This is a genomic window from Sphingobium sp. EM0848, assembly GCF_013375555.1.
In the GTDB taxonomy this organism is placed as follows: Bacteria; Pseudomonadota; Alphaproteobacteria; order Sphingomonadales; family Sphingomonadaceae; genus Sphingobium.
In genome coordinates this window covers 2,052,756-2,071,238 of sequence record NZ_JABXWB010000001.1, presented here as the reverse complement: position 1 = coordinate 2,071,238, position 18,483 = coordinate 2,052,756, and the positions used below count along the sequence as shown (strand labels likewise).

The 18,483-nt window shown below is 64.2% G+C and carries 24 protein-coding genes; 18 read left to right on the top strand and 6 right to left on the bottom strand.

Annotation, left to right across the window (positions count from 1 at the left end; genetic code table 11):
• Positions 1-97: 97 nt before the first annotated feature.
• The 8 genes from HUK73_RS09960 to HUK73_RS09925 all read left to right on the top strand — a co-directional run bounded on the left by HUK73_RS09960 (position 98) and on the right by HUK73_RS09925 (position 6,377).
• Positions 98-799, top strand: a complete 702-nt coding sequence (locus HUK73_RS09960) for a glutathione S-transferase family protein (RefSeq protein ID WP_176591759.1) — start codon at positions 98-100, stop codon at positions 797-799.
• 216 nt (positions 800-1,015) lie between these two features.
• Positions 1,016-2,470, top strand: coding sequence for a 3-isopropylmalate dehydratase large subunit (leuC, locus tag HUK73_RS09955; protein ID WP_176591758.1), 1,455 nt, complete (start codon positions 1,016-1,018; stop codon positions 2,468-2,470).
• Positions 2,471-2,582: 112 nt separating this feature from the next.
• Positions 2,583-3,191: a 3-isopropylmalate dehydratase small subunit gene (gene leuD, locus HUK73_RS09950; RefSeq protein ID WP_176591757.1), complete on the top strand. Its 609-nt coding sequence runs from the start codon at positions 2,583-2,585 to the stop codon at positions 3,189-3,191.
• A gap of 57 nt (positions 3,192-3,248) precedes the next feature.
• The gene (locus HUK73_RS09945; RefSeq protein ID WP_176591756.1) at positions 3,249-3,566 is read left to right on the top strand and encodes a DUF1476 domain-containing protein; all 318 of its coding nucleotides are present in this window, start codon (positions 3,249-3,251) and stop codon (positions 3,564-3,566) included.
• A gap of 18 nt (positions 3,567-3,584) precedes the next feature.
• Complete coding sequence (locus HUK73_RS09940; protein ID WP_176591755.1) at positions 3,585-3,818, top strand: BolA/IbaG family iron-sulfur metabolism protein; 234 nt, start codon at positions 3,585-3,587, stop codon at positions 3,816-3,818.
• A 60-nt stretch (positions 3,819-3,878) separates the two neighbouring features.
• The gene (grxD, locus tag HUK73_RS09935) at positions 3,879-4,211 is read left to right on the top strand and encodes a Grx4 family monothiol glutaredoxin (RefSeq protein ID WP_176591754.1); all 333 of its coding nucleotides are present in this window, start codon (positions 3,879-3,881) and stop codon (positions 4,209-4,211) included.
• Between the two features lie 319 nt (positions 4,212-4,530).
• Positions 4,531-4,899 (top strand): BlaI/MecI/CopY family transcriptional regulator, encoded by a 369-nt coding sequence (locus tag HUK73_RS09930; RefSeq protein ID WP_176591753.1) that lies wholly within the window; start codon positions 4,531-4,533, stop codon positions 4,897-4,899.
• A complete protein-coding gene (locus HUK73_RS09925) occupies positions 4,896-6,377 on the top strand; it encodes a M56 family metallopeptidase (protein WP_176591752.1) in 1,482 nt (493 codons plus the stop codon). Before HUK73_RS09930 ends, HUK73_RS09925 begins: the two co-directional genes overlap by 4 nt.
• A gap of 4 nt (positions 6,378-6,381) precedes the next feature.
• Here HUK73_RS09925 and hemW read toward each other — a convergent pair whose 3' ends face one another.
• Entirely contained in the window at positions 6,382-7,557 is a 1,176-nt protein-coding gene (gene hemW / locus HUK73_RS09920; RefSeq protein ID WP_176591751.1) for a radical SAM family heme chaperone HemW, read from the bottom strand.
• Positions 7,558-7,744: 187 nt separating this feature from the next.
• Between hemW and HUK73_RS09915 the strand changes: the two genes are divergently transcribed.
• Positions 7,745-8,275: a CAP domain-containing protein gene (locus HUK73_RS09915; protein ID WP_176592907.1), complete on the top strand. Its 531-nt coding sequence runs from the start codon at positions 7,745-7,747 to the stop codon at positions 8,273-8,275.
• 37 nt (positions 8,276-8,312) lie between these two features.
• Here the strand turns inward: HUK73_RS09915 and rdgB are convergent, their stop codons facing one another.
• Entirely contained in the window at positions 8,313-8,942 is a 630-nt protein-coding gene (gene rdgB, locus HUK73_RS09910; RefSeq protein WP_176591750.1) for an RdgB/HAM1 family non-canonical purine NTP pyrophosphatase, read from the bottom strand.
• A 1-nt stretch (position 8,943) separates the two neighbouring features.
• The gene (gene rph, locus HUK73_RS09905) at positions 8,944-9,660 is read right to left on the bottom strand and encodes a ribonuclease PH (protein WP_176591749.1); all 717 of its coding nucleotides are present in this window, start codon (positions 9,658-9,660) and stop codon (positions 8,944-8,946) included.
• Between the two features lie 97 nt (positions 9,661-9,757).
• On the opposite strand from rph, the gene HUK73_RS09900 reads away from it, so the two are divergent.
• The 6 genes from HUK73_RS09900 (at position 9,758) to HUK73_RS09875 (ending at position 13,784) form a co-directional block, all read left to right on the top strand.
• Positions 9,758-10,273, top strand: coding sequence for a DUF6438 domain-containing protein (locus HUK73_RS09900; protein ID WP_176591748.1), 516 nt, complete (start codon positions 9,758-9,760; stop codon positions 10,271-10,273).
• A gap of 44 nt (positions 10,274-10,317) precedes the next feature.
• Positions 10,318-11,361: a heat-inducible transcriptional repressor HrcA gene (hrcA, locus tag HUK73_RS09895; protein ID WP_176591747.1), complete on the top strand. Its 1,044-nt coding sequence runs from the start codon at positions 10,318-10,320 to the stop codon at positions 11,359-11,361.
• A complete protein-coding gene (gene grpE / locus HUK73_RS09890; protein ID WP_176591746.1) occupies positions 11,358-11,912 on the top strand; it encodes a nucleotide exchange factor GrpE in 555 nt (184 codons plus the stop codon). The genes hrcA and grpE overlap by 4 nt, the downstream gene beginning before the upstream one ends.
• A gap of 174 nt (positions 11,913-12,086) precedes the next feature.
• On the top strand, positions 12,087-12,704 hold the full coding sequence (locus HUK73_RS09885) for a PadR family transcriptional regulator (protein ID WP_176591745.1): 618 nt from the start codon (positions 12,087-12,089) through the stop codon (positions 12,702-12,704).
• 3 nt (positions 12,705-12,707) lie between these two features.
• Positions 12,708-13,001 (top strand): DUF2218 domain-containing protein, encoded by a 294-nt coding sequence (locus HUK73_RS09880; protein WP_369805469.1) that lies wholly within the window; start codon positions 12,708-12,710, stop codon positions 12,999-13,001.
• A 63-nt stretch (positions 13,002-13,064) separates the two neighbouring features.
• Positions 13,065-13,784 carry a dienelactone hydrolase family protein gene (locus HUK73_RS09875; protein WP_176591744.1) on the top strand — a complete coding sequence of 240 codons (720 nt, stop codon included), beginning with the start codon at positions 13,065-13,067 and terminating at the stop codon, positions 13,782-13,784.
• A gap of 62 nt (positions 13,785-13,846) precedes the next feature.
• On the opposite strand, the gene HUK73_RS09870 is transcribed toward HUK73_RS09875, so the two are convergent.
• Positions 13,847-14,980 (bottom strand): carboxypeptidase family protein, encoded by a 1,134-nt coding sequence (locus HUK73_RS09870; RefSeq protein ID WP_176591743.1) that lies wholly within the window; start codon positions 14,978-14,980, stop codon positions 13,847-13,849.
• Positions 14,977-15,576, bottom strand: coding sequence for a DUF4136 domain-containing protein (locus tag HUK73_RS09865; RefSeq protein WP_176591742.1), 600 nt, complete (start codon positions 15,574-15,576; stop codon positions 14,977-14,979). Before HUK73_RS09865 ends, HUK73_RS09870 begins: the two co-directional genes overlap by 4 nt.
• Before the next feature lie 200 nt (positions 15,577-15,776).
• Here HUK73_RS09865 and ykgO point away from each other — a divergent pair, with 200 nt between their 5' ends.
• Complete coding sequence (gene ykgO, locus HUK73_RS09860) at positions 15,777-15,902, top strand: type B 50S ribosomal protein L36 (RefSeq protein WP_004210176.1); 126 nt, start codon at positions 15,777-15,779, stop codon at positions 15,900-15,902.
• Between the two features lie 50 nt (positions 15,903-15,952).
• The gene (locus tag HUK73_RS09855; RefSeq protein WP_176591741.1) at positions 15,953-16,573 is read left to right on the top strand and encodes an HAD family phosphatase; all 621 of its coding nucleotides are present in this window, start codon (positions 15,953-15,955) and stop codon (positions 16,571-16,573) included.
• Positions 16,574-16,610: 37 nt separating this feature from the next.
• On the opposite strand, the gene pyk is transcribed toward HUK73_RS09855, so the two are convergent.
• Complete coding sequence (gene pyk, locus HUK73_RS09850) at positions 16,611-18,062, bottom strand: pyruvate kinase (RefSeq protein WP_176591740.1); 1,452 nt, start codon at positions 18,060-18,062, stop codon at positions 16,611-16,613.
• Between the two features lie 105 nt (positions 18,063-18,167).
• Between pyk and HUK73_RS09845 the strand changes: the two genes are divergently transcribed.
• Entirely contained in the window at positions 18,168-18,467 is a 300-nt protein-coding gene (locus tag HUK73_RS09845; RefSeq protein ID WP_176591739.1) for a DUF1244 domain-containing protein, read from the top strand.
• Positions 18,468-18,483: the final 16 nt, after the last annotated feature.

The following is an 18,483-nucleotide window of genomic DNA, read 5'->3' as shown; positions in this document are numbered from 1 at the left end:
TTTCATAAGGACAGCTTGTGAAATCCCTTGGCCGTTCCGGCTTTTGTCCGGTTGTGGAAAGGCTTATCCTTGGCGCGCCTTTATAGGGGAGAAACCGATGTCCTACACCCTCATCACCGCCAACCGGAATTATTCGAGCTGGTCGCTGCGCCCATGGGTGCTGATGAAGGCGCTGGAAATCCCCTTCGCCGACCGGATCGAGCCGTTCGAAGCGGCGGAAAATTACGCCGCCTTCCGCTCTTTTTCTCCCACCGGGCAGGTGCCCGCGCTGATCGACGGCGACCGGACGGTGTGGGATTCGCTCGGCATCACCCTCTATCTTGGCGATCGTCATCCGAAGGTCTGGCCCAGTGATGAAGTGGCAAGGGCGTGGGCGCAGTCGGCCGTAGCCGAAATGCACAGCGGCTTTGCGACGCTGCGCAATGATTGCCCGATGAATGTCGGGGTGCGCGTGGAGATGCGGATGCCTTCGCCCGCGCTCAACCGGAACATCGCCCGGCTCACCGAACTTTGGGACGAGGGGCTTGTCCGTTTCGGTGGGCCGTTCCTTGGCGGAAGGGCCTTCACGGCTGCCGATGCCTTTTACGCGCCGGTCGCTTTCCGGGTGCGCACCTATGGACTGAATGTCGGGTCGGCGGCGCAGGCCTGGGTCGATCATATGCTGGCACTGCCCGCGATGCGCGAATGGGAGGCGGCGGCGCTGGCCGAAACATGGCGAGAGGCAAGCCATGAAGCCGAAGTGGGCGCGGCTGGTCGCATCGTGGAAGATTACCGCGCCATTGAGAGCGCGCTGCGTTAACTCGGATGTAGGGCGCGCGCTCTAAGTTTTCTTGTCGCATCGTGTTAAGCGGAAAACCCGAGCTTGGAGTCACGTGCCTCCGGCTCGCCCACTTTTCCGCACGATGCTCTAACGTCCTGACCTTGCGTCATCGCAGCGCGACTATGGGCGGGAACAGGAAAAATTGACCCCATTTTCCTCTTCCGCCCGGCTCTGTCTGGGTCTAGGGGGAGGGCTATGACCCAGCCCCGCACGCTTTATGAGAAGATTTGGGACGCGCATGTCGTTGAACGGCGTCCTGATGGAACCTGCCTGATCTACATCGACCGCCATCTTGTGCATGAGGTGACGAGTCCGCAGGCTTTCGAAGGGCTTCGTCTTGCCGGACGCAAGGTGCGCCGCGCCGATCTGACCCTTGCGGTGCCGGATCATAACCTGCCGACGACCCCGCGTCGCGACGCGGCGGGCAACCGCATCCCGATCGATGATCCGGAAAGCGCGCAGCAACTCGCCGCGCTGGAGAAGAACGCCCCGGAATTCGGCATCCGTTATATCGGCGATGCCGATGCGGAGCAGGGCATCGTCCACGTCGTCGGGCCGGAGCAGGGCTTCACCCTGCCGGGCACCACGCTGGTCTGCGGCGACAGCCATACCAGTTCGCATGGTGCGCTGGGCGCGCTGGCCTTCGGCATCGGTACGTCGGAGGTCGAACATGTGCTCGCCACCCAGACGCTGCTCCTGAAGCAGTCGAAGACCATGGAAGTCGTGGTCGAGGGTGAACTGGGCTTCGGTGTCACGCCCAAGGATGTGGCGCTGGCGATCTGCGGCCGCATCGGCACGGCGGGCGGCACCGGCTATGTCATGGAATATCGCGGCTCGGCTTTCCGCGACATGTCGATCGAGGGACGCCTGACCGTCGCCAACATGTCGATCGAGGCGGGCGCGCGCTCGGGCCTGTTCGCGCCCGATGAAAAGACCTTCGCTTACCTCAAGGGTCGCCCCATGGCGCCCAAGGGTGCTGAGTGGGACGCCGCCGTCGCCTATTGGAAGACGCTGGCGACTGACGAAGGCGCGGTGTTCGACAAGACCGTCGTGATCAATGCGGCTGAGATCGTCCCCAATGTCACCTGGGGCACCAGCCCCGAGGATGTGGTGCCGGTGACGGGCGTGGTGCCCGATCCGGAGAGCTTCACCGACGCCTCCAAGCGCGCCGCCGCGCAGAAGTCGCTCGACTATATGGGGCTCACCGCCGGGCAGCGGATGGAGGATGTGGCGATCGAGCATATCTTCATCGGCAGCTGCACCAACAGCCGGATCGAGGATCTGCGCGCCGCCGCCGACCTGCTCAAGGGCCGTCACATCGCGGCGGGGGTCAAGCATGCGATGGTCGTGCCCGGATCGGGTCTGGTCAAGCGTCAGGCCGAAGCCGAAGGGCTGGACCGCATCTTCACCGACGCCGGTTTCGAATGGCGTGAACCGGGCTGCTCCGCCTGCCTCGGCATGAATCCGGACAAGGTGCCCGCGGGCGAGCGCTGCGCCTCGACCAGCAACCGCAATTTCATGGGCCGGCAGGGACCGGGGTCGCGGACGCATCTCGTCTCGCCCGTCATGGCCGCCGCCGCCGCCATCACCGGACACCTCACGGACGTGCGCGAACTGATGGGTGAAAAAAGGGGAGAGGCGGTCGCATGAAGAAAGTATTCTGGCTGCTGGCGCTGGGTGCGCTGGCAAGTGCCGCGATGGCGGCGACCCTGGGGCGTGCGCAAGCCACGCACCATCCGGCGAGCAAGCAGGTTGCGCATTGATGGAAAAGCTGAATATCGTTGACGGCAAGGCCTATCCGTTCGGGATGAAGAATGTCGACACCGACATCGTCATCCCGGCGCATTGGCTCAAGACCATTAGCCGCGCGGGCCTGGGCAAGGGCGCGTTCGAGGTTCTGCGCAAGGAACCGGGCAATGTCTTTGACGATCCGGACTATGCAGGCAGCCCGATCCTGATCGCGGGCGACAATTTCGGTTGCGGATCGAGCCGCGAACATGCCGCCTGGGCGCTTGCCGACCTTGGCATCAAGGTGGTGATCGCGCCGAGCTTTTCGGACATTTTTTCCGGTAACGCCTTCAAGAATGGCATATTGACCGTGGTGTTGCCGCAGGAAGCGATCGACCGGCTGATGGAGGTCGCCCAGGGCATCAATGGAACACCGGACCCGATCCATGTCGATCTGGAGCATCAGGCCGTTACCACCCGGTTTCAGGACCGTTTCCAGTTCGAGATCGATCCGTTCCGCAAGCACTGCCTTCTGGGCGGTCTGGACGAGATCGGCCTGACCCTGGGACAGGCGGACGTGATCGGCGCGTTCGAGGCGAAGGATGCCGGCGCGCGCCCCTGGCTCGTTCCCGCCGTTGCGTAAGCGGTCCGTTCTTCCTATTTCGGACAAGATGATCCGTCACTTTTACAGGGCACAGGCATGACGACCTTCGACGACCGTGAAAAGGCCTTTGAGAATATGTTCGCGCACGACCAGGAGATGCAGTTCCGCATCCAGGCGCGGCGCAACCGTCTGCTCGGCGAATGGGCGGCGGCGAAAATGGGCCTGACGCCTGAAGAAACCGACGCTTATGCCAAGGCCGTCGTGCAGGCCGATTTCGAGGAAGCGGGCGACGAAGATGTCATCCGCAAGCTGATGGGCGATATGACCCAGGCCGGCATCGACATTGACGAGGCTGGCGTTCGTGCCGCTCTGGACGAGCAGCAGGTCATCGCCCGTCGCATGTTCATCGAATAAGCGCGAGGAATACAGATCGTGCCGATGGCTGCCGACGATATTGCGGACATGATCCGTGCCGCGATTCCCGATGCGGAGGTGGAGATCACCGATCTTGCCGGGGATGGCGACCATTATGCGGCGCGCGTCGTTGCGGAAAGCTTCCGGGGCATGAGCCGCGTCGCGCAACAGCGGGCGGTCTATGCGGCGCTGGGCGGGCGTATGGGCGGCGTGCTCCATGCCTTGCAACTGACCACCGCCGTTCCCAACTAACGGGCATCGGATACACTTTACGCGCCTCACCGCCGGCGCCTGACAGGAATGGACCATAAAATGACCGACGCCGTGCAGCAGCGGATCGCCGAAATCGTCAACCGCAATGATGTCGTGCTTTTCATGAAGGGTACGCCGCTCTTCCCGCAATGCGGCTTTTCCAGCCGGGCGGTGGCGATTCTGGACCATCTGGGCGTCGCCTATGAAAGCGTCGACGTGCTGCAGGATCAGGGCGTCCGGCAGGGGATCAAGGCCTTTTCCGACTGGCCGACCATTCCCCAACTTTATGTGAAGGGCGAATTTGTCGGTGGCAGCGACATCATGATGGAAATGTATGAGGCTGGCGAATTGCAGCAGTTGATGACCGATCAGGGCGTCGCCCCGGCAAACTGAATTTTTCGCGAGCGTGACCAGACGGGCGGTCCGGATTTCCGGGCCGCTTTTTTTGTTCTGGATGAGAAACCGGGTGGGAGGATGCGGCGGAGACTGGTGCCTGCATCCTCCCGGTAGTTGAACGGTTGGGAACGCTCCAGACACAGCAAGCCCCGTGCCAGCTTCCGGAAAGGCCGTATATCCGCGTTCAGGAAGGTTAACGGGCCGCAGGCAACGCTGCTGCTTGTAAAATGCACCGACAGTTTGTGCACGCCTTCTTGACTACATCTGTAATCAATGCGATTACAGATGTAGTTGTCGAGTCCAGGAGGCCGCTGCAATGAGCGAGAGGATCAGCGAAGCGGAACTGGTGGTGATGGAGGCGCTGTGGGAACGCGCGCCCCAGACGGCCGCCGAGGTGGCCGAGCGCGTCGCCGCCGGACGTGACTGGAGCGTTCAGACGGTCAAGACATTGCTGTCCCGCCTGATGGCAAAGGATGTCATCGCCGCCGATCAGGATGGCCGCCGCTTTTTATATCGCCCGCTCGTCGCGCGGGAGGCGTATGTTGCCAGCGAGTCGGGGCGATTGGTCAACCGGCTGTTCGGCGGACGCATCTCGCCGCTGGTCGCCCAGCTTGCCAGTCAGGACCAGTTGACGGCGGAGGATATCGCCGAGCTTGAGGACATCCTGAGAGGATTGAAATCATGAGCGTCTGGATCGCCGAAACGCTGATCGCCACGACCCTGCTGATGGCGCTGGTCATGCTGTTGCGGCGGCCGGTGGCGCACTGGCTGGGGGCGAGGGCGGCCTATTGGCTATGGCTGCTGCCCTTGGCGCGCATGCTGTTGCCCGCGCTGCCGCAGGACGTCGCGAGTCCTTCGCCCCTGCATAGGGCAGTGGAACATGCGGGCCTGCCGACCTTGTTCGACGCCGCGCCCGTGGTTTCGGCCCTGCCGGAATGGCAAATGCCATGGCTGGAGATCGGCGCGTCGCTCTGGCTGCTCGGCGTTGTTTTCTTCCTGGCGGTGCAGGGGATCGGCTATGTGCGGTTTTGCCGCTTCATCCTGAAGGATGCGACGCCGATCGATGAAGAAGGGCGCATCCGCATCGTGACCAGTCCGAAGGCGGGCGGGCCGCTCGCCTTCGGGGTGGTGCGGCCTTATGTCGTGCTGCCCGCCGATTTCGTCCTGCGCTTCGACAGCCAGGAACAGGCCATGGCGGTCGCCCATGAGCGCGCCCATCATCAGGGGGGCGATCTGGCCGCGAATATGGTCGCGTTGCTGCTGCTTGGCCTGCACTGGTGCAATCCCATCGCCTGGATCGCCTATCGCGCCTATCGGGCCGATCAGGAACAGGCCTGCGACGCGCGGGTGTTGGCGCTTCATGGGCAGGATCAGGCCCATATCTATGGCCGCGCCATATTGAAGGCCGCTGGTGGTCGTCCGTTCGCCGGTGCCTGTCATCTCAATCGCATTGCTGCCCTTAAAGGGAGGCTGAAAATGCTGTCTACCCATGAAATGTCGCTGCGCCGGATCAGTTGGGGCATGGCGGCGGTCGCTCTGGTAACTGTGTCGGGTCTGGTGCTGACTGCTTCGGGAAGCCGGGCGGCGCGGGAAGTCGCGGCGATCACCGGCAAGGTCGATTCGATGAATTTCGGCCGCCTTACCGATCTGGTTGCCCAGCCTGCCTCCGCCAGCGAGATCGCGCTGCCTCAGGCACCGGCGGCGGCCCAGCCCTCGGCGCACGACGCCAGGGTTGCGGAGGAAGCCGACAGCGTCCCGCCTGCTCCGCCCGCTCCTCCGGCATCCACCGCCGACATGGTGCCGCCCGTGCCACCGGCTCCGCCCGCTCCGCCGGTTGGTCTGCGCGATGACCGGTCCTTGTCCCACGCCATACCGAGCGAGGCTGAAATCCGCCGCATGGTGCCGCATGTCGATGTCGCCAATGGCTGCGAGGACGGCAAGAATGTGACCCGGCGCGAGACGGTGGATGCCGATGGCCGCCGCAATATCCGTGTCCGCATCTGCGAGGCGCAAATCTCTGCGGAGGCGCACCGCGCCGCGCGAGCGGGCCTGATTGCCGCACGGGCGCAGGTCGCCGCTGCCGCACGGATGTCGGACAAGATCAGGGCCGACGTGCTACGCGATCTGGACAGGGAAATCGCGCATATGGATGGGGAAGAATAGGGGCCTAAACCGCAACGATCTCCGGCAGGATGGCGTCCAGCAGCAGCATGCCAGCAGGTTCGATGGATAGTTGCGGCCCTTCTCGCCGGACAAGGCCGTGAGCCGACAATCGCGCTATGGCATTCCCGTCGACCAGAGCCTCGATCGTCAGGCCCGAAATCCGCGCAATTCGCTCCAGATCCACCCCTTCTCCTAATCGCAGGCCCATCAGCAGCGCCTCCCGCGCCCGGTCCTCGGGCGCGAGCGGCTCCTCGCTTTGCAGGCCATGGCCGTTGCGGGCGACCGCGTTCATCCAGTTTTCCGGCTTTTTGTGTCGCAGCGTTGCCAGGCCCCCGCGCCGACCATGCGCGCCCGGCCCGACCCCGGCATAGTCGCCATAACGCCAATAGGTGAGGTTATGGCGGCTTTCCTGACCCGGCCGGGCGTGGTTGCTGATCTCATAGGCGGGGATGCCCGCCTCTGCCGTCATTGCCTGCGTCCGTTCATAGAGGGTCGCGGCATGGTCCGGGTCGGCGGGGGTCAGCTTGCCCTGCGCCACCAGCGTCGCAAAGCGGGTCCCCGGCTCGATCGTCAGTTGATAAAGCGAGAGATGATCGGTGCCGAAGGATAGGCCCTGCTCCAGTTCCGCTTCCCAATCCGCTTCGCTCTGGCCCGGCCGGGCGTAGATGAGATCGAAATTCACGCGGCTGAACACCGATTGCGCGACGTCGAGTGCCGCCAGTCCCTCCCGCACATCATGGGCGCGGCCCAGAAAATGCAGCGCTTCGTCCTCCAGCGCCTGAAGGCCGAGCGATACGCGGTTTACGCCCGCCGTTGCCAGATCGGCGAACCGCGCGGCCTCGACCGAGCTGGGATTGGCCTCCAGCGTGATCTCTATGTCGTGGGTGGGGCTCCAGTGGCGCGTCGCTGCATCGATCAGCGTTTCCACGATCCGGGGTGGCATCAGAGAAGGCGTGCCGCCGCCGAAGAAGATCGAGGAAAGGGGCCGCCCGCCGTTCATCGCCGCTTCATGGGTCAGATCGTCTAGCAGCGCGTCGCGCCAGGCATCTTCGTCAATGTCCGCCCGCACATGGCTGTTAAAATCGCAATAAGGACATTTGGAAACGCAAAATGGCCAATGCACATATAAGGCTATGGGCTCGGCCGAAGGCGCAGCGGGGTTAAAAGGGGTCGGGGGCATGAGTGGGGGTGGTTCTAAAGCATCGCGCAAAAAAGTGGGAACCGGTTTTTTGCAAAAGCGATGCGATAATCAAAGGCGCTCTCCACGGATTTGGCCGGCGCGGTTAGCGTTGGCGGGCATTTTGCTGGCGGTTGCGGGGCAGGGTGGCGCAGCGCCCTCTCATGGAACGCATTCCCTGCCACCGACCATGCCGCCATCCTATTACGGCATGGAGGAAGCGGACCGCGACGACGGTCTGCTGCGCGAGGTTGCGCTGGGCATGCAGAATGAGGAGCGCGAGTCGCTGGGGCTGGCGCCGCTGGCGTGGGACAGCGCTTTGGCGGCCGACGCGGCGCGCTATGCCCGGCAGATGGCGCAGACCAATATCTTCCGCCATTCGCCCCGTGCCAGTCGCGCCATTCCGAGCGGCGAGAATCTCTGGATGGGGTCGCGGGGCCTTTATGACTATGAGGTGATGGTCGGCTCCTTCCTCGATGAGAAGCGCTATTTCCTGCGGGGCGGCAAGCTGCCCGATCTCAGTTCGACGGGGCGTTGGGAGGATGTGGGCCATTATACCCAGATCATCTGGCGCGGCACGCGCAAGGTCGGATGCGCGCTCGCCGAAGGGGCGAGCTACGACTATCTCGTCTGCCGCTATTATCCGGCGGGGAACAGGTTCGGCATGGGGCCGTTGGATCGCGATCCGGCGACGCCGCCCCAATTTGCCGGGGGCGAGTGACAGAGACTGACCCCTCTCCCCCGAAGGAGGGGATCGGTCAGAAAACCGCCGCCACCATCTGCCGGAACGCATCGGCGCGGTGGCTCATGGCATGCTTCTTTTCCGGCTCCATCTCACCGAAGCTGATAGTGTGGCCGTGCGGTTGGAAGATGGGGTCATAGCCAAAGCCCTTGTCCCCACGCGGCGGCCAGACGATCGTGCCGTCGACGCGGCCTTCGAACACCTCGACATGGCCGTCGGGCCAGGCGAGGGCGAGGGCGCAGACGAAATGCGCGCCATGGCCGACTTCCGGTCCCTGGGCCGCCATATTGTCGTGGACCAGTTGCATGGCGAGGCCGAAATCCTTGGTCTCGCCAGCCCAGCGGGCGGAGAAGATGCCGGGATCGCCGTTCAGCGCCTCGACGCACAGGCCGCTATCGTCGGCCAGCGCGGGCAGGCCGGAAAGATCGGCCGCCTGCATCGCCTTCAGCTCCGCATTGGCGATGAAGGTCGTGCCGGTCTCATCGGGTTCGGGCAGGTCCAGCGCGGCGGCGGACACCGTTTCAATGCCATAGGGCGCCAGCAGTTCGCCAATTTCGCGTACCTTGCCGGGATTGTGGCTGGCGATCACCAGCCTGCCCGGCCCCAGCTTGCGGATCGCCTGTTCCTGTCCGAACTCGTCGCTCATCTTATCGTCCCGTAGCCTTGTCCTGCGCCGCGAAGATCTGCGCGCAGCCGATGCGGGCGAGACGCAGCAGGCGAAGCAGCTCTTCCTCGTCATAGGTAGCGCCTTCCGCGGTCGCCTGCACTTCCGCAAATTTGCCATCGCCGGTCAGGATGAGGTTGGCGTCGGCCTGCGCATTGCTGTCCTCGGCATAGTCGAGGTCGAGGACGGGCGTGCCGTTATAGATGCCGCAGCTGATCGCCGCGACCTTCTGCATGATCGGGTCTTCCTTGAGCGCGCCCGACGCCAGCAGCTTGTCGATGGCGATGCGCAGCGCGACCCAGCTGCCCGAAATGGCGGCGGTGCGGGTGCCGCCATCGGCCTGGATCACGTCGCAATCGACCACGATCTGGCGCTCGCCCAGCTTTTCCAGATCGACCACGGCGCGCAGCGAGCGGCCGATCAGGCGCTGGATTTCCTGGGTGCGGCCCGACTGCTTGCCCTTGGCGGCCTCGCGGCTGCCGCGGGTGTGGGTGGCGCGGGGCAGCATGCCATATTCCGCCGTGACCCAGCCCGATCCCTTGCCGCGCAGGAAGGGGGGGACCTTTTCCTCGATCGAGGCGGTGCACAGGACGCGGGTGTCGCCGAAACTGACGAGGCAGCTGCCCTCGGCATGGATGGTGAAGCCGGGTTCCATGGTGATTTCGCGCATCTGGTCGGGCGCGCGGCCGGAAGGACGCATAAAATTTCTTCTCCGAAGCGTTGTACGGGTGCGGCTTAGCGGCAGGCGCGCAGTCTTGCCAGTGGCGATATATGCGAAAGATGCTAGGGAACGGGGCATGGGGACGAAAGCGATCATGATTTTGGCGGCGACGGCGCTGCTGGGCGCTTGCGCGACGGAACAGACCGAGCTGGAGAAGCCGACGGCTGCCGGCGACACGATCCGATTTTCCGCCGGCTCCTGTTTCGGCGCCTGCCCCAGCTATACCCTGCGCGTGACGCCGGACGGGTCCGGGTTGATCGAGCCGCAGCGCTTTACCGCCGTGCCGGGGCCGACCCGCTTTACCGTGACTCCCCTGCAATATCGTCGTTTCCGCACTGCGCTGGCGCAGTTCCGGCCCGCGCAGGGGACATCGAAGCGAATCGGGCAGGGCGAGAATTGCGCCCGCTTCGCGACCGACATGCCCGGCTATGTGATCGAATGGACGCGCGACGGTGCGCAGCCGACCCGACTGGAATTCCAGTCGGGCTGCATGGATGCGGGCTATGGCAGGTTGCGCGCGACCATCGCGTCCATTCCCAAAATGCTGGACATTGCGGCGATGGTGAAACCCACCGCCGCCAAGGGCAAGTGATTGGCGGGCTTGAGCGCGCGCCGATGCTTGCCTAGATAATCCTTATGGCGGTCACCCCGATCACTGAGTTGAACGAACGGGCGCGCGACGTTTTCCGTCTGGTGGTCGAGAGCTATCTCGGGACCGGACTGCCCGTCGCTTCGCGCACGATCAGCAAGATGGCAAGCTTGAGCCTGTCCCCCGCCTCCATCCGCAATGTGATGCAGGATCTGGAGGAACTGGGCCTGCTGGCCGCGCCGCATACCTCTGCGGGGCGGATGCCGACCGAAACCGGCCTCAGGCTCTTCGTCGACGGCATGATGCAGGCGGCGGAGCCTTCGATGGAGGAGCGGCGCGCCATCGAGGCCGGGATTTCCGAAGGCGGACCGATCGAGGAGGCGCTGTCGGCGGCCACGGCGGCGCTGTCGGGCCTGTCCGCCTGTGCGGGCATCGTGATGGTGCCCAAGCGCGAGCCGGTGCTGCGGCAATTCGGTTTCGTGCCGTTGAACGAGCGGCAGGCGCTGGCCGTGCTGGTGGGGCAGGACGGGTCCATCGAAAATCGCATGGTCGACCTGCCCATCGGCGTGACGCCGATGATGCTGAATGAGGCGGCCAATTTCATGTCGGCGCGCTTTGGCGGGATGACGCTTGCGCAGGCGGGCGAGGCCTTGCAGCGCGAACTGGAGCATGAACGTCACGCGTTGCAGGGCGCGGCGCGGGAATTGGTGGCGCGCGGTATTGCCGTCTGGTCGCAGGATGCGGACGAGCGCCCCGTGCTGATCGTGCGGGGGCAGGCGCATCTGCTGGATGACGGCACCGCCGCCGATCTGGAGCGGGTGCGGCAACTGCTGGAACAGCTTGAAGGCAAGCAGGAAATTTCGCACCTGCTGGAAAGCGCTTTGGCGGGCAGCGCGACCAAAATCTTCATCGGCTCGGAAAACAAGCTCTTTTCCCTGTCGGGTTCTTCGGTCATAGCCGCGCCTTACCGGGGCGGTGACGGCCGGGTGGTGGGCGTGGTCGGCGTAATCGGGCCGACGCGCTTGAACTATGCGCGGGTGATCCCCATGGTGGACTTCACTGCGCAGACGCTGTCGAGATTGATGAGATGAGCGAAGAAAAACAGAATATCGAAAATACCGAACTTGTGGACGAACTGCCCGAGGATGCGGCGCCGGTTGGCGACGCGGCGGCGGAAAGGATCACCGCATTGGAAAACGAGCTGGCGACCGCCAAGCAGGACGTCCTCTATGCCCATGCCGAGACGCAGAATGTGCGGCGGCGGCTGGAAAAGGAACTGGCCGACGCGCGCTCCTATGCCGCGACGTCCTTCGCCCGGGACATGCTGTCGGTGGCGGACAATCTGGGGCGGGCGCTTCAGGCGATTCCCGCCGATCTGCGTGAGGACGAGAAGTTCAAGGGACTGGTCGCGGGACTGGAGGCCACCGGGCGCGAGCTGGAGGCCGTCTTCGGCCGCAACGGCATCGAGAAGCTGGAGTCGGTCGGCCAGCCGCTGGACCCCAACAAGCATCAGGCGATGATGGAAGTGCCCTCCGCCGATGCGGAGCCGGGTACGGTGCTGGTCGAGATGCAGGCAGGCTATACGATCAAGGATCGGTTGCTGCGTCCGGCGCTGGTCAGCGTGGCGAAAAAGCCCGACTGACAGGCTTGTCGGTTTAAAAATGCGAAGGCCCGCCGGACCCTGTGTCCGGCGGGCCTTTTCCGTTTGGGTGCGAGAGCAGGCACATGAGATATAAAAAGATATATCGTAAATCTTGACGGCGTCCTTTTTTAAGATATATCTAAACGCATCATGAAACAGTTGAGAGACTCCTATATGCATTTTCATCATCCTCATCGCGGCGGGCGCCGCGATTTCGGTCGTGGCCGCTTTTTCGGGCCGGAAGGTTTCGATCGCGGTCCCTTTGGCGGCCGCTTCGAAGGAGGGCCTTTCGGAGGCGGCGGGCGCTTTGGCGGAGGGCGGGGCGGTGGCCGTCGGCGCCTGTTCGGCAATGACGCGCTCAAACTCATTCTGCTCAAGCTGATCGCGGACAGCCCCCGTCACGGCTATGACCTGATCCGCGAGATCCAGAGCCTGTCGGGAGAGGTCTATGCGCCCAGTCCGGGCGTCGTCTATCCGACGCTGACATTGCTGGCGGACATGGACCTGATCGCCGAGCAGCCGGGTGAAAGCAGCCGCAAGCTCTTCGCCATCACGCCAGCGGGGTCGGCCCATCTGGCCGAACAGGCCGAAGGCGTGAAGGAGGTCATGGATCGTCTTGGTTCACTGGCGAAGAAGGCCGAGCGTGTCGATGGCGCGCCGATTCGACGGGCGATGCACAATCTGGGCATGGCGGTCCGGGCGCGGCTTGAAAAGGAAGGGGCGGATGCCCAGACCATGTTCGACGTCGCCTCGCTGATCGACGAGGCCGCCAGCAAGATCGAAAGGCTCTGACCCGTGGCCCCAATTGCCCAAAGCCTCACCGCAAATGTGCCGACCGCCCATGCCAGCCGCTATCTCCAGCAGCTATGCAAGCATTGGGGGCATAAGTTCGACACCGAATTCGACGCGCAGCAGGGCGTGATTGCCTTTCCCATGGGGCCGATTCGGATGGCGGCCGGGGCCGAAGCCCTGACCGTCACCATCGAGCCGGAGGAGGGAGCCGATGTCGAACGCTTCAAGCAGGTGGTGGCGGATCATCTCGACCGCTTCGCTTTTCGCGAGGCGCCGTTGAGCTTCGACTGGCGGTAACGGGTCAATCAGGGCTACGCCCTTTGCCTTCATTGTTCATCCTCCAGCCCGAAGGAACTGCCCATGACCATCACCCGTCGCGTCACCGTCCATGAAGGCCCCGGCGGCCTGTTCGAGAGCATGGCCGTGTTCGACGATGCCGTTTCCGCGCCGCGTCCCGGCATCCTGCTCTTCCCCAATGTGCTGGGCACCAAGGAAGCCGATTTCGCCTATGCGGAGAGGGTCGCGGCGCTGGGCTACACCGTCCTCGTCGCGGATGTTTTCGGTCAGGGCAAGCGTACCACCCGCGCGGACCCGGACATGGGCCGCTATATGGCCGAACTGAACGCCGACCGCGGATTGCTGCGCGATCGGCTGAACGCCGCCCATGCCGTGCTGAAATCGCTGGCCGAGGCGGATGAGGGCCGCACCGCTGCCATCGGTTTCTGCTTTGGCGGCAAATGCGTGCTCGACCTTGCCCGTTCCGGCGCGGACATTGCGGGCGGCGTCAGCTTCCACGGCGTCTATGACGCACCGCCCTTTCCCTCTGCGAAGATCGGCGCGAAACTGCTGGTCTGTCATGGCTGGGACGACCCCATCGCGCCGCCCGAGGCCACCGTCGCGCTGGGGAAGGAACTGACCGAGGCCGGTTGCGACTGGCAAATCCACGCCTATGGCCATACCGGCCACGCTTTCACCGACCATGACGCCAGGATGCGGGAAAAGGGGCTGGCCTATCAGCCGGATGCCGACCGTCGCAGCTTCCGTTCCATGGTGGACTTTCTGGGCGATCTGTTCGCCTGAGGGCTTGGCATGGGCTTCTCCCCCTTCCCAAGCGGGAGGGGGAGGAGTCCATGCAACTAACCCTATCCGATCTCGTCGATCATCTCCGCCAGCACGCCCAGGCAATCCTTGGCAAGCTGGATCGAGCGCGCCGGCGACCACCCGAAATCATGGTCGGGCAGGTCGTCATTATCCTTGAACGGCATTTCCAGCGTCATCGCCACCGCGCCGAAGCGCTCGGCCAGCTGGTTGGTCGACATGGAAAGGTTCGCCTTGCCCTCCGGCGCCACGGGATAGCCCTTCTTCGTCTGGAAGTCGGGCGTCCGGGCGGCCAGCGTATCGCGATAGCGGCGGTACAGCCCCAATTGCCGTTCGGTGATCGAGGGAACCCCCTCGAACCCCGCCAGGAACACCGCGGCGATCGCCTCATCGCCATGCATGTCCATGGCGAAATCCACGCCCGCCTTGTCCATCGCGGCGCGCACCAGATAGACTTCCGGGCTCTTCTCCATCGACGGTTCATGCCATTCGCGGTTGAGGTTGATCCCCACCGCATTGGTTCGCAAATGCCCGCGACGGCTGCCGTCGGGATTCATGTTCGGCACGATGTAGAAGGTCGCTTTTTGCCGCAGCAGCCGCGCTACGGCATCCTCTTCGTCGCAGAGCCGCTCCAGCGCCCCTTCCATCCACCATTCGGCCATGCTCTCGCCCGGATGCTGGCGGGCATAGAGCCAGACCTTCTTCGGCCCGTCGCCCAGCACCAGCAGGTCGAGCGGCTGCCGGTCGAGCGTCAGTCCCAGTTCCCGATGCTCGACCCCCGGCTGTGACGCGGCCCAGGCGACCAGATCATGGTGCCGTTCCATCGAATAGGGCGCGAAATAGGCGAGCCACACCGCATTGGCATCGGGCGACAGGCGGATCGTCAAAGTGCCGTCGGCATAGCGGGTGTCCGCCAGCATCCAGTTCTCGCGATCCTCGCTGAAGCGCGCCTTGTAGCCCGGCCAGCCGTCGGGATAGGCCGACGCACCGCAATTGGTGATCGCCAGCTCGACCTCTCGCCCGGCCACGCCCGCCACGCGGAAGTGGAACCATTGGTAGAAGTCGCTCTGCCGGTCCTTCACGATCTCCAGCTCGGCGCGGACGCCGGCCGGACTATCGTTCAGGGAAACAAGGCGAATATTGCCGCTGTCGAAAGCGCTCGTGATCGAGATGGTCATTTGACGGTTATAGTCCGACCCGATTCTCCCGGATAGCCCCCGATCAACGCCGCCGCGAGCTTCTGCGCGGCCAGGCCCGGCTGCGCGGCGGGCGTGCCTTCGCGCGCCAGCGTCTGCGCGCGGCCTTCCCAGATGGTGGTCGAATCGGCGCGGCGGCGGATCTGCACCTGCAATTCGGTGACTACCTGCCCCTTGGGCTTGCCCGACAGGTTGATGCCGATCCCAAGGCCAAGGCCGGAATAGCCACGGCTCCCCACGGCTCCGCCCATGCCGACGCTCACCGGCTTGCCGTTATTGCCGTAGTCATTGGCTTCCCGAAAGGTCCGGCGGAAGCCCACCAGCGCGACATATTCGCTCTTCGCGCCTTCCCCGGCGGCGGTGAAACCCGCCCGCTGCAATTCCTGATCGACGGCGGCGGCATAGGTGCGGAATTCCAGTCCGACATCGGGATTTCCTGCCATTTCCTCGACCGCGACGGTTCCGCTGCGCACCGGATTGTCGATATGGAATCGCGTCACCTCGACCGGAGGAATGGCGGTGGCGCAGGCGCTTAGGCCAAGGGCGAGCAGGGAAGGGAGAAGGGTCTTTTTCAACATCGGCGGAAACTCCAGAGGATGACACCCTCTACACGACACCGCGCCGCTAATCCCCTAAAAGCGTGAAGCCGTGGATTTGCCGCACAGGGGAGGAATGGCGGCAAAATGCGCTTGGTTGCCCTTGACTTTCGGCCGCCTCACCCATAGGGGCTGCGCTTCGATTTTTCGATCACGCAAGATTCATTCATAAGGCTGGTTCCATGAAGATCCGCAATTCGCTCAAGTCGCTCAAGGGCCGTCACCGGGATAACCGCGTGATCCGCCGCCGCGGCCGCACCTATGTCATCAACAAGACCAACCGCCGCTTCAAGGCCCGCCAGGGCTAATCAAGCATCGCGAAGAAAAGTGGGAACCGGTTTTCTGCTTAAGCGATGCGATGACTGAAAGGCCGGAAATTGCCGCCGTCATCTTCGATGTCGGCAATGTCCTGTACCGCTGGAACCCAAGGGTTCTGCACGAGCGCCTGATCGACGACGATCAGGCGCTCGACGCACTTCTCCGCGACGTGGTGACGACGGACTGGCATTTTCAGCATGATCAGGGCCGTCCCTTCGCGGAAACCAGCGCCGAATTGATCGCCCGCCATCCCGATCGCGCCGATCTGATTCGCCTATGGGGTGAAAAATTCGTCGACAGCGTAGGTCCGGCCGTCACAGGCATGCCGGAGATCGTGCGCGACCTGCACGGCGCGGGCGTCGCGCTCTTCGCCATCACCAATTTCAGCGCGGAGTTCTGGACGCCTTTCCACGCCCGGGAAGCCGCCCTGTTCGCGCCCTTTCGCGACATCGTGGTTTCCGGCGTGGAAAAGCTGGTGAAGCCCGATCCCGCCATCTACCGGCTGGCGCTCGACCGATTCGGCCTGCGCGCGGAACAGGCGCTGTTCATCGACGACCGCGCGGAAAATATCGTCGCGGCGCAGGCGCAGGGCATGTACGGCCACCTGTTCCGAGATGCAGCGATGCTGCGCCGGGAACTGGCCCTGTTGGGTTTGCTTTGAACGATTTGCAGGGGGCAGGGGGAAAGCGCCCCTGCGCTTAGTCCCGTCCCCTCAACTCATCTCCGCGAATCGCGGCGACGTGCAGCACATTGGTCGATCCCGGCGTGCCGAAGGGAACACCGGCCAGCACCACGATCTTGCCGCCTTTGGCGACCATGTCATGACGCAGCGCCATCCGCCGGGCCTTGCCGATCATTTCCTCGAACGTGCCGATATCCTTGGTCCGCACCGCATAGACGCCCCAGGTCAGCCCCAGTTTGCGTGCGGTGTCCTGACGCGGCGTCAGGGCGAGGATCGGCGTCATCGGCCGCTCGCGCGCCACGCGGCGCACGGTGCTGCCCGAAGAGGTGAAGCAGGTGATCGCGCTCGCCCCGACCACGGACACGATGCCGCCCGCGCCCTCCGCCAAAGCGTCGGCGGTGGTCGGATCGGGCTTCGTCTCCGTATAGTGCAGCCGCCCGAAATAGCCCGGATCGCGCTCGACGCTGTGGGCGATGCTGTCCATCATCGCCACGGCTTCGACCGGCCAGTCGCCCGCCGCCGTCTCCGCCGACAGCATGATCGCGTCGGCGCCGTCATAAACCGCCGTCGCCACGTCCGACACTTCGGCGCGGGTCGGCGTCGGCGCCTTGATCATCGATTCGAGCATCTGCGTCGCCACCACGACCGGACGGCCCATGCGCCGGGCCGTCGCCACGATCTGCTTCTGAAGGGGCGGCACCGCCTGGGGCGGCAGTTCCACGCCCAGATCGCCGCGCGCGACCATCACGCCGTCCGCCAGTTCGACGATTTCCTCCAGCCGTTGTACGGCGGCCGGCTTCTCGATCTTCGCCATCAGCGCACTCGCGCCGCCCATCAGCTTGCGCGCCTCGGCCAGATCCTCCGGCCGCTGCACGAAGCTGAGCGCGATCCAGTCACAGCCCTGTTCCACCGCGAAGCTGAGGTCGCGCCGATCCTTCTCCGTCAGCGCGGGCACCGGCACCACCACATCGGGCACGTTCACGCCCTTGCGGTTGGAAAGCGTGCCGCCGACCTCGACCACTGTGTCGATGCGGTCTTCCGTCACCTTCTTGACGCGCAGCACCATCTTGCCGTCATCCAGCAGCAGCCGGGTTTCGGGGAGCAGCGCCGCATAGATTTCCGGATGCGGCAGGTTGACGCGCTTTGCGTCGCCCGGCGTCGGATCGCTGTCCAGCACGAAGGACGCCCCCGTTTCCAGCACCGCCAGTCCGCGCTCGAACGTGCCGACGCGCAGCTTTGGTCCCTGAAGGTCGCCCAGGATCGTCGTCGGGCGCCCGAACTCTTTCTCCAGCGCGCGGATCGCGGCGATGCGCGCGGCATGATCCTCATGCGCCCCATGGCTCATGTTGATGCGGAAGGCATCGGCCCCGGCGACGAACAGCGCCCGGATCATTTCCGGGCTGTCGCTCGCGGGACCAAGGGTCGCGAGGATGCGGACCTTGCGCGAACGGGGCGGTAATCTTGTCATTCTCAAACTCCTGACCGTCATGCTCGCCTCTGGTTTGCCAGGGCGCGGTTTTCGATTATCCGTGCTGCACGACAGGATGATGTAGATCAGCGAAAGGGTTCCGCCGTGAGCGACACCATACTCAGCGACGCAGTGGCCGCAACCGCCTTCCGACGGCTGGTGGCCCATTTGCAGCACCGCACCGACGTTCAAAATATTGATTTGATGGGCGCGGCGGGCTTTTGCCGCAACTGCCTGGCCGACTGGATTGCCGAAGCTGACGGGACGCTGGGCAAGGATGAGGCGCGGGAGATCATCCACGGCATGCCCTTCGCCGAATGGAAGTCCCGCTATCAGGGTGAGGCGACCCCGGAACAGATCGCAAGGATGCAGGAGAGTGTGGCGAAGAACGCCGACAATCATTAGGAGCCTGTCCCGACCG

Coding starts and splice junctions, on each gene's coding strand:
- HUK73_RS09960 (WP_176591759.1), top strand. CDS start 98: ATGTCCTACACCCTCATCACCGCCAACCGGAATTATTCGAGCTGGTCG.
- leuC (WP_176591758.1), top strand. CDS start 1,016: ATGACCCAGCCCCGCACGCTTTATGAGAAGATTTGGGACGCGCATGTC.
- leuD (WP_176591757.1), top strand. CDS start 2,583: ATGGAAAAGCTGAATATCGTTGACGGCAAGGCCTATCCGTTCGGGATG.
- HUK73_RS09945 (WP_176591756.1), top strand. CDS start 3,249: ATGACGACCTTCGACGACCGTGAAAAGGCCTTTGAGAATATGTTCGCG.
- grxD (WP_176591754.1), top strand. CDS start 3,879: ATGACCGACGCCGTGCAGCAGCGGATCGCCGAAATCGTCAACCGCAAT.
- HUK73_RS09930 (WP_176591753.1), top strand. CDS start 4,531: ATGAGCGAGAGGATCAGCGAAGCGGAACTGGTGGTGATGGAGGCGCTG.
- HUK73_RS09925 (WP_176591752.1), top strand. CDS start 4,896: ATGAGCGTCTGGATCGCCGAAACGCTGATCGCCACGACCCTGCTGATG.
- hemW (WP_176591751.1), bottom strand. CDS start 7,557: ATGCCCCCGACCCCTTTTAACCCCGCTGCGCCTTCGGCCGAGCCCATA.
- HUK73_RS09915 (WP_176592907.1), top strand. CDS start 7,745: ATGCCGCCATCCTATTACGGCATGGAGGAAGCGGACCGCGACGACGGT.
- rdgB (WP_176591750.1), bottom strand. CDS start 8,942: ATGAGCGACGAGTTCGGACAGGAACAGGCGATCCGCAAGCTGGGGCCG.
- rph (WP_176591749.1), bottom strand. CDS start 9,660: ATGCGTCCTTCCGGCCGCGCGCCCGACCAGATGCGCGAAATCACCATG.
- HUK73_RS09900 (WP_176591748.1), top strand. CDS start 9,758: ATGGGGACGAAAGCGATCATGATTTTGGCGGCGACGGCGCTGCTGGGC.
- hrcA (WP_176591747.1), top strand. CDS start 10,318: ATGGCGGTCACCCCGATCACTGAGTTGAACGAACGGGCGCGCGACGTT.
- grpE (WP_176591746.1), top strand. CDS start 11,358: ATGAGCGAAGAAAAACAGAATATCGAAAATACCGAACTTGTGGACGAA.
- HUK73_RS09885 (WP_176591745.1), top strand. CDS start 12,087: ATGCATTTTCATCATCCTCATCGCGGCGGGCGCCGCGATTTCGGTCGT.
- HUK73_RS09875 (WP_176591744.1), top strand. CDS start 13,065: ATGACCATCACCCGTCGCGTCACCGTCCATGAAGGCCCCGGCGGCCTG.
- HUK73_RS09870 (WP_176591743.1), bottom strand. CDS start 14,980: ATGACCATCTCGATCACGAGCGCTTTCGACAGCGGCAATATTCGCCTT.
- HUK73_RS09865 (WP_176591742.1), bottom strand. CDS start 15,576: ATGTTGAAAAAGACCCTTCTCCCTTCCCTGCTCGCCCTTGGCCTAAGC.
- ykgO (WP_004210176.1), top strand. CDS start 15,777: ATGAAGATCCGCAATTCGCTCAAGTCGCTCAAGGGCCGTCACCGGGAT.
- HUK73_RS09855 (WP_176591741.1), top strand. CDS start 15,953: ATGACTGAAAGGCCGGAAATTGCCGCCGTCATCTTCGATGTCGGCAAT.
- pyk (WP_176591740.1), bottom strand. CDS start 18,062: ATGACAAGATTACCGCCCCGTTCGCGCAAGGTCCGCATCCTCGCGACC.